This window comes from Thalassotalea agariperforans (assembly GCF_053470345.1).
This window is the reverse complement of the sequence record NZ_JBQMWH010000002.1, coordinates 265,207-280,489: the sequence shown is the minus strand read 5'-3', so window position 1 is coordinate 280,489 and position 15,283 is coordinate 265,207. Positions and strand designations below refer to the sequence as shown.

The 15,283-nt window shown below is 36.7% G+C and carries 12 protein-coding genes; 5 read left to right on the top strand and 7 right to left on the bottom strand.

Annotated features, from left to right (window positions below; all coding sequences use genetic code 11):
- Positions 1-33: 33 nt before the first annotated feature.
- From ACSLUO_RS04435 to ACSLUO_RS04420, 4 genes are read right to left on the bottom strand one after another with little or no spacing between them, the layout of a single operon-like run.
- Positions 34-219: a hypothetical protein gene (locus tag ACSLUO_RS04435; RefSeq protein ID WP_448246554.1), complete on the bottom strand. Its 186-nt coding sequence runs from the start codon at positions 217-219 to the stop codon at positions 34-36.
- Positions 212-913 carry a M15 family metallopeptidase gene (locus ACSLUO_RS04430; RefSeq protein ID WP_448246553.1) on the bottom strand — a complete coding sequence of 234 codons (702 nt, stop codon included), beginning with the start codon at positions 911-913 and terminating at the stop codon, positions 212-214. The genes ACSLUO_RS04435 and ACSLUO_RS04430 overlap by 8 nt, the downstream gene beginning before the upstream one ends.
- On the bottom strand, positions 913-2,052 hold the full coding sequence (gene dapE / locus ACSLUO_RS04425; protein WP_448246552.1) for a succinyl-diaminopimelate desuccinylase: 1,140 nt from the start codon (positions 2,050-2,052) through the stop codon (positions 913-915). The genes ACSLUO_RS04430 and dapE overlap by 1 nt, the downstream gene beginning before the upstream one ends.
- Positions 2,049-2,393, bottom strand: coding sequence for an ArsC family reductase (locus ACSLUO_RS04420; protein WP_448246550.1), 345 nt, complete (start codon positions 2,391-2,393; stop codon positions 2,049-2,051). The genes dapE and ACSLUO_RS04420 overlap by 4 nt, the downstream gene beginning before the upstream one ends.
- Positions 2,394-3,364: 971 nt before the next feature.
- Here ACSLUO_RS04420 and yfbV point away from each other — a divergent pair.
- Complete coding sequence (gene yfbV / locus ACSLUO_RS04415) at positions 3,365-3,796, top strand: terminus macrodomain insulation protein YfbV (protein ID WP_448246549.1); 432 nt, start codon at positions 3,365-3,367, stop codon at positions 3,794-3,796.
- 55 nt (positions 3,797-3,851) lie between these two features.
- On the opposite strand, the gene rlmA is transcribed toward yfbV, so the two are convergent.
- Positions 3,852-4,700: a 23S rRNA (guanine(745)-N(1))-methyltransferase gene (gene rlmA / locus ACSLUO_RS04410; protein ID WP_448246547.1), complete on the bottom strand. Its 849-nt coding sequence runs from the start codon at positions 4,698-4,700 to the stop codon at positions 3,852-3,854.
- Positions 4,701-4,717: 17 nt separating this feature from the next.
- Positions 4,718-5,527, bottom strand: a complete 810-nt coding sequence (gene xthA, locus ACSLUO_RS04405) for an exodeoxyribonuclease III (protein WP_448246545.1) — start codon at positions 5,525-5,527, stop codon at positions 4,718-4,720.
- A gap of 288 nt (positions 5,528-5,815) precedes the next feature.
- Between xthA and ACSLUO_RS04400 the strand changes: the two genes are divergently transcribed.
- Entirely contained in the window at positions 5,816-8,179 is a 2,364-nt protein-coding gene (locus ACSLUO_RS04400; protein ID WP_448246544.1) for a TonB-dependent receptor, read from the top strand.
- Between the two features lie 93 nt (positions 8,180-8,272).
- On the opposite strand, the gene ACSLUO_RS04395 is transcribed toward ACSLUO_RS04400, so the two are convergent.
- Complete coding sequence (locus ACSLUO_RS04395; protein WP_448246543.1) at positions 8,273-10,111, bottom strand: polysaccharide lyase family 7 protein; 1,839 nt, start codon at positions 10,109-10,111, stop codon at positions 8,273-8,275.
- Positions 10,112-10,697: 586 nt separating this feature from the next.
- Here ACSLUO_RS04395 and ACSLUO_RS04390 point away from each other — a divergent pair.
- The 3 genes from ACSLUO_RS04390 (at position 10,698) to rimO (ending at position 15,152) form a co-directional block, all read left to right on the top strand.
- A complete protein-coding gene (locus ACSLUO_RS04390; protein WP_448246541.1) occupies positions 10,698-11,621 on the top strand; it encodes a PhzF family protein in 924 nt (307 codons plus the stop codon).
- Between the two features lie 250 nt (positions 11,622-11,871).
- Positions 11,872-13,269, top strand: a complete 1,398-nt coding sequence (nhaD, locus tag ACSLUO_RS04385; protein ID WP_448246866.1) for a sodium:proton antiporter NhaD — start codon at positions 11,872-11,874, stop codon at positions 13,267-13,269.
- A gap of 437 nt (positions 13,270-13,706) precedes the next feature.
- Positions 13,707-15,152: a 30S ribosomal protein S12 methylthiotransferase RimO gene (gene rimO / locus ACSLUO_RS04380; protein ID WP_448246539.1), complete on the top strand. Its 1,446-nt coding sequence runs from the start codon at positions 13,707-13,709 to the stop codon at positions 15,150-15,152.
- Positions 15,153-15,283: the final 131 nt, after the last annotated feature.

Below are 15,283 nucleotides of genomic sequence, written 5' to 3'. Positions count from 1 at the left end.
AGCCAGCTAAATAGCTGGCTTTTTTATGGCAACTCATTTTTTACTAAAGGTTGTTTTTTCGTCTTTACCTTTGTGTGTTCTTGGCAAAGTTTCTTTTAAATCGTTTAGCCCTTTTTTACGCAGTGGTGTTTTAGCGTTTTTTTGTACTGTGCTGAAATTACCGATCATAAATAAAACCACAGCAATAATGATGATCAGTGGTAGCCAACTACTATCCATGGGAAAACTCACTTATATTGTTAATGTATTGCTCAGTAATAAAATTTAACTGTTCAACAATTGTTGTTTGTAATTGAATATCGCTATTTGTTAGTAATTTTGCTAACTCAGTAATACCTACCTTATTAAACGCACCTAGGAATAACTTTGCTAGCGGCGCATAAGATAAATGCCAAGGCTCAGCAGCAACACCGCCTTGATAGCGTTGGTACGGGCGGTAAAAACCAAAATCACTGGCGTTTTTATCTAACCAGCAGGTTAATGGATAAAACGGACCTGCTTGCTGGTATTCCCATAATTCTAATTTAAGCTGCTGAGAGCTCAGCAGGGCATCAGCAGAATATACATCAATATCACAACCCCAGTGATGTCTGCTGGTACCTGGCAGGGCAGAATATAATAATATCGCTTTAAGCTGTTCTAAAGGTGTAAGCGTAGCTAAGTCGACGGGCTGGTTATTTAGGTTGTTGACCGGTAATTCGCCACTTACTTTTCGATTCCAAATTGCCAACTGGCGCTCAAAACTTCGAAAGCCACTCGCAATGGTAATATCAATACCATCTCGTTGTGCTGCTGCTTGCATTAACTGAAATTTTTCAAGCATTTGATGATGAACACCAATGCTTTTAGATAGCCAAGTAATATGGCTATCTGTTTTTCCTAATAATTGTTCAACAGTGATGTCCGTTGACATTATTTTGGGCACAACATGTTAACTAAGGCGTGGTAATAAATCTCAGTTAAGTCTTCTAAATGTTGACATGAAACTGACTCATTCACTTGATGAATCGTTTTATTACAAGGACCTAATTCAATAACTTCGGCACCCGTTGGTGCGATAAATCGGCCGTCAGAAGTACCACCAGCGGTTGAAAGTTCAGTTTCTCTATTGGTCACTGTTTTAATTGCACCGGTTACGGCATCTAACAACACCCCAGGTTCGGTAATAAAAGGTTTACCGTTAAAGGTCCATGTTAAATCGTAATCTAATTGATGCTTGTTTAATATGGCTTCTACACGTTCAACAATAACATCGTCATTTAATTCGGTACTATAACGTAAATTAAAGAGTGCGTGTAAATGGCCAGGAACCACATTGGTTGCGCCAGTACCTGAAGTGATATTGGTTAATTGAAAGGTGGTTTCTGGAAAGTAATCGTTACCTTGATCCCAGCGCTCTTGGCTTAATTCAGCAAATGCCGGCATGGCCAAATGAATTGGGTTTTTTACATTGTGTGGATAAGCGACATGGCCTTGAATGCCTTTAATGGTAATATCACCCGAAATAGAACCACGACGACCATTTTTCACGATATCAGCTACTTCAAAACTGCTTGAAGGCTCACCAACAATACAATAATCAATTTTTTCATTACGTGCTTCTAAGGTATCAATGACCCGTGTTGTGCCATTAATAAATGGGCCTTCTTCATCACTGGTAATTAAATAAGCAATTGAGCCTTGGTGATCAGGGTGGTTGGTAACAAACTTCTCCGTGGCGACTATCATGGCAGCCAAGCTACCTTTCATGTCGGCCGCGCCGCGCCCATACAACATACCGTCAATAATCGTTGGCTCAAACGGTGGTGTTTTCCATTCTGATAATGGGCCTGCAGGGACAACATCAGTATGGCCAGCAAAACAAAAAACGGGTTTTTCTGTGCCTTTACGACACCACATATTGGTGGTGTCTTCAAACACCATACTTTCATTATTAAACCCTAACTTGCTTAATCTTTGAGCCATTAATTGTTGGCAGCCAGCGTCTTCTGGGGTTACAGATTGTCGACTGATCAAGTCTTTGGTTAGTGCAATAACATCGGAATCTATCATGAAAATAACTCTTGGTATTGGGCTGGTTTAAAGCCTAAATGTAATTGTTGATTGTGGGCTAATAATGGACGTTTCAATAGCGTGGGCTGTTCTAAAATTGTGTTAAAAGCAACTTCTTCAGTTAAATTATCTTTTATTTCTGCAGGTAAGTTTCTAAAAGTGGTACTGCGTTTATTTACCAATGTTTGCCAGTCATTTTGACGAAAAAAATCGGTTAATAAATCACTGGTTAAGCCATCTTTGCGTAAATCATGAAATTGATAACTAACACTTTGCTGGTTTAACCAACTTTGTGCTTTTTTTACCGTATCACAGTTGTGAATGCCATAAAGAATTGTCATAAACGCCCTATAAGAATGTGAATAACTTTTTGCTTGAGAGAAAGTTATAGTGCTTGTTTTTTATTGCGCATACTATACCGTTTAAGCACTATAAACTCTAGCCTAATTGTCTTGTGCTATAGGGGTTTTAATGGTTGTTCACGCTATAATTTGACGATTAGCAAAGGAGTTAAAAAACTTAACCAGCCTGATAAACATATTTTATTTTTGATAAAACCTATAAAACACTTGTTTTTACTGTATTTGATTGTTAATTCTTGTGAAACATATGTTTTATTATGTTAGCGCTCAATAATTTATTGTTTATTTAGGTTTTTATATCCACATGAGTTGTGGATATGTTTGTGGGTAATCTATGGGTTACTTTTTACTATTATGATTTCATTGGTTTTTATTTGGTTTTTTGTTGGTGTTTGATAAGTGCACAGTGCTTTTTTTGAACTATTAAGGCTTTAATGTAAATAATTGAATAAAGCTATAGAAAATGGTGTTTATCAATGAGGCTTATAATTATGAGCTATTTCGTATTTATGGCTTAAATTTGCTAAGAATGTGTAAAATTTTTCTGTAGGTTTTTACAATAAACTGCATGTATTCTATATAAGGCAGCGCGGTTGAGGTACTGAGCGATTGAGGTACAGCACGATTGATATGTAGAGCGATTGAGGTGTAGATGTTTTGCATAAATGAGCGATAACCTGTAGTAGCAAGGCCACACAGGTGTTGACCTTCGGGTTCGTCCCTAGCGTTGCCAGTACAGTGTTTTTTACTTTTTATATTCTTGCATGGATGCAAGTTATTAGAACTGTGCAGGAGTAGTTGTTGAGAATAGCGATATTTCATCGTTTGTACCTTGTTTTGAAAGCTATGTTAGAACTAGAATTATAGACAAAAGGTCAACGGGCCCGATTAGCAGCTGATAAGTTTTTTGTTAGCTGCGAATTATTAAGAAAACTGCTATAGTCAATTTTATGAAAATATCATTATTACAACTTATTCAATTAGGTCGCCAGTATTTAAAGCTTTGGCCTGAGCGCGCAGAATTAATGCAATACTTTGCCGAATATCGCCAAGTTAGCATTAGTCGCTTTGTTTGTCGCTATAGTTTGCATTTTGCTGTTTTGGTGGTTGCTTTACCTTATGCCGCGAATGCTAACTTTTTATTGAGCCAAGCTTTAGTTAGTGCCATTTTTATTCTGAGTATGCCGCTGCAAACCTATATCATGATGGGCTTGCAGGCCGATAAATATTTACCACCAGCATTGGCTGCTTGGTATAAAGAAGGGGTTGCTAAGATAAATCAGCAAGGTGGCGATGTTAAGTTATCGGTCAATAAACCTAAATATTTCGACTTAGTAAACTTACTAAACTTATCTTATAGTTCTCAGAATAACGTTGAATAACAGCAAGTTAAAATCCTGAATTCTGGTTGAGTTGAATTGGTTTAGTTGAGTTAGTTTAGTTTTGTTTTTGATATAACTTGATCAAAAAATCAGCCTGACACTCAAAGTTATCTTGTGCTGCTATTTCAGCTTTAACGGCTTCACTAGCTTTAAAAGCAAACGGTGTCATAGATAATAAATTCAAAGTATCTTCACCTTTAGCTAAGGTCATGGTGTAAGTTAATTGCTCTTGGTGAATTAATGTTAAATGGCTTATCGGCTCTCGTTCAACATCATGCTCTTTAGCTGCTTGATAAATTAATGACTTTAACTGAAACAAATGTTTATTGGCTGGTGTCACGGTTAATAAATAACCATTAATAGACATAACACGAGTAAATTCCGCTTCTAAAATGGGCGCGTAAATTGATAACAGCCATTGAAAGCTTTCATCAGCAAAAGGAAGTTGTGACAAAGTCGCAACACTGAATTCAGCCTGAGCATATTTTTTAGCGGCTTTTTTTATTGCTTCTTTGGCAATATCTACAGCAAAGATGCGGTTGTTATCGGTTTTATGTTGATGTGTGTAAAAGCCTTCACCACAGCCAGCATCAAGAAAGTTACCTTGTCCTTGGTTGTATTTTTGATAAAGGCTTACAAGTTTATCAACTAATGGCTGATAATAGCCTTGCTCTAAAAAAGCACGGCGTGCATTTACCATTGCTTTATTGTCACCGGGGTTTTTCGATTGCTTAAACTGCACGGGCAGTAAATTAACATAACCTTCTTTTGCTAAGTCAAATCCGTGATTTTTTTCACAGTTAAAACTTCGGTTATTTTTTAATAACGCGGTATGGCAAATAGGGCAGCGGTATACTGTTTGCTGTGCTGTATTCAGTGATGTTGCCGGTGACAAATTATTCATTTTAAGCCTACTTAACTTTAAGCGCTAAACGTTGACCAAATTGGCGCGTGATCAGATGGTTTTTCAATACCACGTAGCTCATAATCAATGTCCGATTCAATACATTTTTTTGCTAGGTGGTTTGTTGCTAAAATCACATCAATGCGCAGACCTCGATTATCATCAAAACCACGCGAGCGATAATCAAACCATGAGTACTTTTCTTCTGTTGTAGGGTGCAATGTTCTAAATGAATCTAAAAAGCCCCAAGCCATTAATTTAGCTAACCATTCACGTTCTTCTGGTTGGAAGCTACATTTACCTGTTTTTAACCAACGTTTGCGGTTGACTTCACCAATACCAATATCTAAATCAAGTGGTGAAATATTGATATCACCCATCACAATAATATTTTCTTCGGGGCTATGATGATCATCTAAGTATGTCATTAAATCTTTATAAAACTGACGTTTATAAGGATATTTTGTTTCATGATTAATGTTATCCCCTTGTGGGAAATAACCATTGAGGACAGTTACTTTTTCACCAGATTCATTTGTTGTGGTGACCATGATCATACGTTTTTGTGATTCGTCGGTATCGGTAGGAAAACCTTTAGTTACCACTTCAGCTGGCTTTTTACATAACATGGCAACACCGTAGTGGGCTTTTTGACCATGGAAATATACGTGATAGCCCATGGCTTCAACGTCAGCTAAAGGAAAAGCTTCATCGTGAACTTTAATTTCTTGTAAGCCAATGATATCAGGTTGGTGTTTATCAATAATGGCTTGTAATTGATGAAGGCGAGCACGTAACCCGTTTATATTAAATGAGATAACTTTCATGATTGAACTCAACGGAAAAATTTATCGCATGCTACCAGAAATTGCTTATTTAAGGGAGTGAGAGTTGTCGTGTTTTGTTAAAAAGCCGCTATATTTATAAAATGTTTACCGTTTTATATTGGAAATGTTTATTTTTATTGCCAAATGCCAACTTAAATTAAGTTTTATTTGATAATGAAAATTTAATTGGCTGTATTTTCCATCCATAGCTAGACTAGTATATAATTCATAGGATAATTATATAGTTAGAGAACAATGTTTAACCCTGTTAATTAACAATGATAAAATTTGATACTTGTTCACCAACAAAAAATGGACTTAGCCACGATGCCAAATAATGTTTTATTAACTCATAATAAGTTTTCTAAGCTATTTACATTAAGCCCTTTATTTTTAGCATTATCACCGCAATTATTGGCCGAAGAAGTGGTATCTATTGTAAAGGAACAATCAATTGAAAAAATTGTTGTGACCGCTCAAAAACGTACTGAAAATATTCAAGAAGTGCCTATTTCTATTACCGCGATTGAACCCACAAAAATTGAAAATGTTGGCTTTAAACAATTGAATGAGATCGCTGAGTTTATTCCTAATATGCGGATGACAACAACCAATGACTCCGGTTCTGTTATCTCGTTAAGAGGCGTGGGTGCTGCAAGTCGAAATATTGGTTTTGACTCTCGTGTTGGCTTATATCTAGATGGCGTATATTTAGGGCAGTCACTGGCGAATAATCAAGATATCTTTGATCTTGAACGGATTGAAGTTTTACGTGGCCCCCAAGGTACGTTATTTGGTAAAAATAATGTTGCAGGCGCCGTACACCTGATCTCTAAAAAACCGACAGATGAGTTTTTTGGCCGTGTCGGTTTAGGTGTTGGAAATTATGATTTACAGCAAGTTAACGCTATTATTAATAGCCCCTTAAGCGACAATATTTTTGCCAAGTTATCTGTTAATAGCTTTAAACGTGATGGTTTAACTGAAAATATAGTCACAGGTAATTGGCTAAATGAGCAAGATAACCAATCTTTTCGATTACAACTTAGTGGTGATATTAGCCATAGCTTATCGTTCCATTTTTCTGTTGATCAGTTAACTTCCGAGCGTTTATCGTTTGATGGCGAACCGATAACCGATACGTTAGGTTTATTACGTAATACGGAAGCTCCGGAACGTCGTAAGGTTAGTTTTGATATTGATCCTTATGAAGAGCGAGAATTAGGTGGCGAAATATTAACCTTAGATTGGCAATTAGCGAATGGTTTTATACTAAAATCCATTACAGGTCATCGTGAATCTAACATTGAGTTTGTGAATGACTTTGACTTTTCTAACGCTGAAGTGGCAGCTTTTAATTATCTTGATGACTATGATCAATATAGCCAAGAACTACAATTAATATCACCTATTGGTAAGTTTCAGTACGTAGCAGGTGTCTATTATTATCAACAAGATGCTTATACTAAGCGCCAACCCAAAGTACTAGATGATGCGATCACTTTATTTACTGGGGTTGAACGTAGTTTAATTGAATATGGCGCTTCATTAGGTGATCCTCAATCTCAGGGGTTATTAACCGCTTTTTATCCAGGGGTGCTAAATACCGAAGGTCGTGTTGATACCTCGAACTTAGCCGTGTTTTTTAATAGTAATTATCAGTTAAATAATAAATTCACCTTGGATTTAGGTTTTCGATACAGTGATGAAAAAAAGGCGATTGATTGGCAGATCTCAAGCATAGAAGCCGAAACCGGTCGTCCGATCATTCCTGCTTTAAAGCTTGCTAATGGCTCGGTAAAAGATACTAGCCGTTATCATGATTTTTCACCTTTAGTGTCATTAAAGTATCAAGTTAACGATGACGTTCATAGTTATATCAAGTACGCCTCTGGTTATAAAAGTGGTGGTTACAACGCTGATTTTTTAACTCAAGATCAATTAGATGCGGGCATTGCGTTTGATAAAGAAACCGTTGAAACCTATGAAATTGGTTTGAAAGGTTACGCTTTTGAACAGTCATTAATGTTTAGTAGCGCATTGTTTTATTCACAATATGATGACTTTCAAGTTAATCAATTAGTAAAACTCAGCTCTGGTACAACTGCGTTAAGTATTCGAAATGCAGCTGAAGTTACTACAAAAGGGCTTGAACTTGAGGCAATTTATTATACCGATAGCTTTGAATATTTTGCCGCGATCGGTTTACTTGATGGAAAATTTGATAAGTTTAAAAATGGTGGCTTAAATGGTGAAGATCTTTCTGGTAGCCCATTACCAGAAGTGTCAGATTATACATTTAATTTAGGGGTTAATTATTTTAGGCAGCTATCATCAATTAACTCAGAGTTAACTTTATCAATGAATTATCATTATATTGATGACTATAGTTCAGATCTTGATGGTACCAGCGAGATAAATTTAGCCGATGGTGATGTACTGAAGGTTGGCGAAATATCCGGTTATGGTATTGCTAACGCCAGCATAACCATTTCACCTTTAAATAGCGGTTTTACTTTTTCACTGTGGGCAAAAAATATCGCGGATGAAGACAGCCCAGTGTTATTAGGAAGAAAAAGTTTTTTTGGCGCCAGAAGAAATGTTTATGTTGAACCGAAAATGTATGGCTTAACCGCACAATATAATTTCTAGCCAGCCTTTAAACTATTGTTATTTTGTTAATGCTGAAAAAAGGCCTAATGCGAGGGAGTACATTAGACCTTTATTTATATCATTAGAACCTGATTAAGGGTTATAACCCGTATGAGAGTTCTCTACCTTGTAGAAGGTGGCTTGCACATAATCGTCAGCATCACCGGTATTGTTTTGGTTATAAACACCGGCTTTAAAATACATGTATTGGCTGCTGTCGTCATAACCACTATTTTCCATATTGTGAGTTTTAACTATGTCATCTTTACCATCACGAATTAAGGTAACTGTTAATGTGTTATTTACCACTTTGATTTGATAACTGAAGACTTCACCAATTTCAATGCCATCGCTTGGCTCTGAGGCATTGCTATCTTTGCTACCAACGAGTGCAATATACACTTCGCTACCAGTACGTGGCTCGTGAGCAAAATAAATAGAACCTTTTGCATGGCCTTTTAATTTACGATAATAAAGTCGAACTGGTTCGTCATCATTAGCATGAATTTGGCCAACGATCACTCGACCGATCTGACTACTGTCACCGGTACTGGTAACGTGATCAACTTTTAATGTGGCTTCTAATACGCCATTCACGCCAGCGGCATCTGCTTGTGCGCTACTTGACGTACTGCCAAATACCCAGTTATTTTTGTTCACACCTTTAGTACTGATGCTAGTGTCGCCACGACGTAACATTTCACGTAGTTCAGAGCGAGTATAACTGGTATTTGTTGATGTTTTAGGGCCGGAGATTAAGGCTTTAAATACCATACCGCCATCAGCTGCTGTATAAAAATAGTCAGTATGTTCATAGCCATTTGATAACTCAATTTCTTTAATTGTGTCTGACTTGCCATCATCATCGTTATCAACTGGAACGCCTAAACTCCAATCAACTAATTCGAAATTACCAGAAGGCGGTAAACTTGGATCTAAATTTGTCGAAGGTGTTGGCGTTGGTGTAGGAGTTGGTGTAGGAGTTGGCGTTGGTGTCGGGGTAGGTGTGGTGCCATCAGTACAGCCATTGATCTTCGTTTCAATAATACTATTCCAAGTATTTGAAGAGTTACCGTTACCGGTTATACGCACATAACGGGCGGTAGAGTCAGCTAAGTTATGATTTTCAAAACCTGAATTTGAACCACTGCTTGAGCCACTTGCTAATACACTGATCCAACTATTGTTATCGGTTGAGGTATCGACATCAAAAAATGATGAGCGTGAACTACCTTTGTACCAAGTAACGTCCATACTCTTTACTAAGGTATTTTGACCCAAATCAAAAGTAATTGTTTTACCTGTACCATTGGATGACCAACGTGATTCATCCGTTGTGATCCCATCAATTGTATTTTCAGGGCCATGACCATCATGAGTACCATTATCGATGGCATTAACAATGGTTTGCGATAACGTTTCTGAGCATGATATTTCACCTGATGGCGATGGCGATGGCGTTGGTGTAGGCGTAGGTGTTGAAGTACCAACACTTTCTAATGAAAAAGCATCAAAACGGCCTTCAGCTGTTTTAAATTTAGCATAAACTTCAACGCTAGTATTATTACCAGAATTAAAATTGACTGTTGCTTCTGTCCAATCACTTGCGCCAGTGATCCCTTTTGAATAGGTTTGGTTACCATCATTAACGCCAACAGAGCCACTGCCTTTTACATAAGCGGTTAATACATAATCAGTATTGGGGGTTACGGTCACATCTTGTCCTAAGCGACCTGCGCTACCTGAAATTTTAGCAGATTTATTGCCGGCATAAGCAACACCTGAAACAGAGGATGGATCGTTATCTGTCCAGCCATTAAAGTTATCTTCAAAACCTGCATTGGTTATGTTTACTGATGCGGCCATAACTTGATTCGTACAAAGTAAACTGCTGATCACTAAAGCACATTTTTTTAATTTATTATTAATCAATTTTTATATCCCCGAAGTTCTTTTTTAAGAAATAACTTATTTTTATCTTTGCTGGTTATTCCCACGTTTAATTAATCATCTATGTATTTTTTATTTAAATTTTTAATGATTAACGGCGAGACAATACTTAATGGTTAAACTTGTTGTCAACCAAATTTTTTGTGATATATATTTAATTGGTTAACCATTTATCAGAAAAGGTATCATAGTAATAATTTATTCGTTAGCTCGTAATTTATGTTATTTATCGCTTTTAAAGGGGGCGAGACATATTTACTTGATAACTTTAGATTTGTAACTTTTGTAATTAATAATTATTTCGTAACTCACTCAATCATTAATTTTTTATTCTATTTTTTTTGGTAATACCAATTTTAGTTGTTAATTTACCTGGATTGATATTCAAACTTTTTAGGTTTTGAGCAACAGATGAAAAAAATTCAGCTATTTTGTGCTAATTATTGGCGAAATTTCTTACTTAGGTACATGCTTAGTAAGTGAGTTGATATCGTCATAAGTATTGGTGAACAACTCCGTTGCTTGGTTAATGTTTTTCGACAAGTTATTGGATTTTGGGGAGATTATTATGGGATGTCGTTTTCTTACTGTAGATGTATTTACTGGAAGTACTTTTGATGGAGCGCAAATAGCCGTTGTACCAAAAGCACAAAACTTAACGACTGAATTAATGCAAAAAATTGCAGCTGAATTAAATTTATGGCGTACGGTTTTTGTTGTTGCTGAAGATAAAAATAATGCTAATTTTTCTATTCGTATTTTTAATCAAAAAAAAGAATTTGAATTTGGTGGCCATGCCACGATAGGTGCCATTCATGCTTTAGCACAAGAACAAGCGTTAAATTTAGTTGAAGGGGAGAATAACTTCACTTTAAACGAAGCGTATGGCAATGTGGCTTGTACTGTGGAAATATCTGGTGGCAAGCCCGTTTTTCAACAATTTACTAGTCAGGCTAAAATAGAAATAGACCGCTTTACGCCAACAATTGAAGAGCTAAGTGAATTTTTAACGATTAAACCTTACCACCTGAATGTTAATGGCTTTAATCCTTTATTAGTGGCGAGCCATGTCCCTTATTTATTTGTCCCTGTCGATAATTATGCTTCGTTAAGCCATATTGATTTTGATTATAAAGCTTGGGCGGCTTCTAGTGCCCCTGCAACTTTTGCGAGCTCTATTTTTCTGTTTACGATGAGTGAAAATATTGTTAATGGGGAAAGCCAACCACATTTTCATTGTCGTATGGTTGGTCCTCATTTTTCTCATCATGAAGATCCGCCTATTGGTGCTGCAATGCCGGCTTTTTCTGCGTATTTACATCAGTTTTCAGTAGGTAAAAACCTGCCGCTTAATTTTATTGCCGAGCGGGGAGCTTTTGCCGGTAGAAAAAGTGAAATTCATGTTGAAGTGCTAAATGCTAGTGATAATACTGTTGAAGTGAAGATTGGTGGTAAAGCCATTCTAGCAAGCCAAGGTGAACTGTATTTATAGTTAGTTGTTATATCCGTTGCGTCTTTAAAAGTTAATCAGCTTTTAAAGACGTTTTATTTAAATCTTATGATTTAATAAATAATAAAAGAATGGTCGCTCCATAATTTGTCTAAATAGTTCATTATTTCATTTTCATTTAATTTATTAATGATTACTCTGTTAAAAGTGGTTAAAATGCGGTGCCCCAATTTGGGGCTATCTTTAACCCAACCTATAGAGAGCTGTTTTGAACAAAATTCTATTAACCCTCATGCTAATTTTTGCATCTACTTCCGCTTGGGCATCTGGCGGAGCAGGGCATATTGACCTTACCGATACTGTTGCTGGTTTTTCAGCATTAATTTTATTCTCTATTGCTTATTTATTAGTTATAGGCGAAGAATTTATTCACTTAAGAAAGTCTAAGCCTGTGTTAGTGGCAGCCGGTGTGATCTGGTTTGTGATCGGCTGGGTTTATACTCAACATGGTATTCCTCAAGAAGCGGAAGAAGCTTTTAACCACAATTTACTTGAATATGCCCAGTTACTTTTATTTTTATTAGTTGCAATGACTTACATCAATGCTATGGAAGAGCGTGGTGTTTTTGATACCTTACGTGTTTGGATGATCTCCAAAGGTTTAAGTTTACGTAATTTATTTTGGGTTACAGGTATTTTGGCATTTGCAATTTCATCATTTGCTAATAACTTAACCACGGCCATGTTAATGTGTGCCATTGTTCTTAAAGTGGCGCCTAAAGACATTAAGTTTATTAATATTGCGTGTATTAACATTGTTGTTGCATCAAATGCTGGCGGTGTTTTTAGCCCGTTTGGTGATATTACTACCTTGATGATTTGGCAAGCAGGCTTAGTTAAATTTGAGCAATTTTTTGTGCTATTAATACCATCAATGATTAACTTTATTGTGCCAGCTGTGATCATGAGCTTCTTTATTTCGAACGAAAAATCTACGCCGATCCTTGATGATTCCGTTATTTTAAAACGTGGTGCTAAACGCATTATCTTCTTATTTGTGTTAACTATTGCTACTGCGGTGATTTGTCATAGCCTAGTTAATATGCCTCCGGTTTTAGGTATGATGATGGGCTTAGGTTATTTGAAGTTTTTTGGTTTTTATCTACGTAAGAGTTTACCGCGCTCATTAAATAAAAAGAGGACAGCGGCAGAGCAACGCCAAGATGAAAAGGCGTTAAAACGCTTAGGTAATATTGTTCCTTTTGATATTTTTGACAAAATTGCTCGTGCCGAATGGGACACATTATTGTTTTTCTACGGTGTGGTTATGTGTGTTGGTGGTTTAGGGTTTATGGGCTATTTAAGTTTAGTCTCTGAAGTGCTTTATACCAATTGGAGCCCAACGTATGCCAACATTTTAGTTGGGGTACTATCCGCTATTGTTGATAACATTCCGGTTGTTTTTGCCGTACTCAGTATGAATCCAGCAATGGATTTACAACAATGGTTATTAGTTACCATGACGGCTGGTGTTGGTGGTAGTTTGTTGTCGGTTGGTTCAGCGTCTGGTGTTGCTTTAATGGGGCAAACTAAAGGTAAATATTCGTTTATTGGTCATCTTAAGTGGAGCTGGGCCATTGGTTTAGGCTATGCGGCGAGTATTTATGCACACTTTTTAATTAATGGCTAAACTTAATAAATTAAGGCTTACTAGCCATTAATACGATTATATTTAAATCGATATTAAAAGGAGTATTCTATTTTTAGAATACTCCTTTTTTTTAATTAGATTATTATTTAATATTTTTAATTAAGATGTTGAAAAGTAACAAATAAAGTTATAATGGATAAGCTTGCAGAAAAAGATATTGGGTGCTAACTTTTCAATAATGCTATAACGTAACATAATTCGTTGGCACGATTTAACTTATGATCATTGGCTGTAATGAATCAGCTGAATTCAGCAAAACATTCCTGTATAATCCCGCGCAACAAACAACAGCCTTAGTTTAAATTGCTTAAGTATAAATAGTAATAGCATTAACCTAAGTTTGTTAACTCATTAATGATGACGTTGCTCTTATGAGTAAAAGCACCTTAGTACTGTAAGAGCAAGTTGAGATAGATATGACTGTAGAAAAGTTCGACCCACAAACAGCGAAAAAAAGTAGCAATTCAGCTGAAAGCCAAACCACCACATTAGAAATTCCTGCGAAGATCATTGAAGCGCAAAGTCAGCCAAATGCCAGTGAAAATAAAGCGGCAAAAATTGGTTTTGTCAGTCTTGGGTGTCCAAAAAACTTAGTCGATTCAGAGCGTATTTTAACGCAACTTCGCACTGAAGGTTATGATGTGGTTAATTCATATGATGATGCTGAAATGGTGATTGTGAATACGTGTGGCTTTATTGATAGTGCCGTCCAAGAGTCACTTGATACTATTGGTGAAGCTCTTGCTGAAAATGGAAAAGTATTAGTAACTGGCTGTTTAGGGGCGAAAAAAGACGAAATTATTGAGCTTCATCCAAACGTTTTAGGGGTTACAGGCCCACATGCTTACGATGAAGTGTTAACACAAGTACATCAACATGTTGCCAAGCCGGTTTATAATCCATTTGTTGATTTAGTACCACCGCAAGGCGTTAAGTTAACACCTAAACATTATGCCTATTTAAAAATATCTGAAGGCTGTAACCATCGTTGTACCTTTTGTATTATTCCGTCAATGCGCGGTGATTTAGACTCGCGTCCGGTGGGTGATGTCTTAGGTGAAGCACAGCGTTTAGTTAAAGCGGGTGTAAAAGAGTTATTGGTTATTTCGCAAGATACTTCAGCTTATGGGGTTGATGTTAAACATAAGCTTGATTTTTATGAAGGCATACCGGTTAAAACGCACATGCAGCAGTTATGTGAGGAATTATCAAAGCAGGGTGTTTGGGTACGTTTGCATTATGTTTATCCGTATCCACATGTTGATCACATTATTCCATTAATGGCTGAAGGCAAAATTCTGCCGTATTTAGATATTCCGTTTCAACATGCCAATAAACGTATTCTTAAATTAATGAAGCGTCCGGGTAGTGCTGACAGAGTGTTAGAGCGGATTAAAAAATGGCGTGAAATATGTCCAGAGCTTGTCATCCGTTCAACTTTTATTGTTGGTTTTCCGGGAGAAACAGAAGAAGAATTCCAAGAGTTGCTTGAGTTTTTAGAAGAAGCACAATTAGATCGTGTTGGCTGCTTTAAGTACTCGCCTGTGGAAGGAGCTACTGCCAATGCGTTGCCTGATCATGTACCTGATGAAGTCATGGAAGAGCGTTTACAGCGATTTATGGAAGTTCAAGCTAGGATCAGTGCTGAAAAGTTACAAGCTCGTATTGGCCAAGAATATTTAATCTTGATCGACGAAGTTACTGAACTTGGTGCGGTAGGGCGTAGTTATATGGACGCACCTGAAGTTGACGGTAAAGTGTATTTATCGGATGAATATGATGTTGAACCGGGCGATCAAATTTGGGTTCAAATTATTCATGCCGATGAACATGACGTTTGGGGCGTACGGGTAGAAGATTAAAGCTTTAATCAATAAAACTTTAATTAATAAAACTATGCACTTTTTATTGAAATGATAAAAAGTGCATAGAGCGTGTTGACCTTTCGGGTATTATTTTTGTTCTAACTGAGCGCCTTAAGAACAAGGCGCGA

What these genes read in the sequence shown, in the direction of transcription:
- dapE (WP_448246552.1), bottom strand. Translation starts at nt 2,052, where the DNA reads ATGATAGATTCCGATGTTATTGCACTAACCAAAGACTTGATCAGTCGA.
- ACSLUO_RS04420 (WP_448246550.1), bottom strand. Translation starts at nt 2,393, where the DNA reads ATGACAATTCTTTATGGCATTCACAACTGTGATACGGTAAAAAAAGCA.
- rimO (WP_448246539.1), top strand. Translation starts at nt 13,707, where the DNA reads ATGACTGTAGAAAAGTTCGACCCACAAACAGCGAAAAAAAGTAGCAAT.
- yfbV (WP_448246549.1), top strand. Translation starts at nt 3,365, where the DNA reads ATGAAAATATCATTATTACAACTTATTCAATTAGGTCGCCAGTATTTA.
- ACSLUO_RS04390 (WP_448246541.1), top strand. Translation starts at nt 10,698, where the DNA reads ATGGGATGTCGTTTTCTTACTGTAGATGTATTTACTGGAAGTACTTTT.
- xthA (WP_448246545.1), bottom strand. Translation starts at nt 5,527, where the DNA reads ATGAAAGTTATCTCATTTAATATAAACGGGTTACGTGCTCGCCTTCAT.
- nhaD (WP_448246866.1), top strand. Translation starts at nt 11,872, where the DNA reads ATGCTAATTTTTGCATCTACTTCCGCTTGGGCATCTGGCGGAGCAGGG.
- rlmA (WP_448246547.1), bottom strand. Translation starts at nt 4,700, where the DNA reads ATGAATAATTTGTCACCGGCAACATCACTGAATACAGCACAGCAAACA.
- ACSLUO_RS04435 (WP_448246554.1), bottom strand. Translation starts at nt 219, where the DNA reads ATGGATAGTAGTTGGCTACCACTGATCATCATTATTGCTGTGGTTTTA.
- ACSLUO_RS04430 (WP_448246553.1), bottom strand. Translation starts at nt 913, where the DNA reads ATGTCAACGGACATCACTGTTGAACAATTATTAGGAAAAACAGATAGC.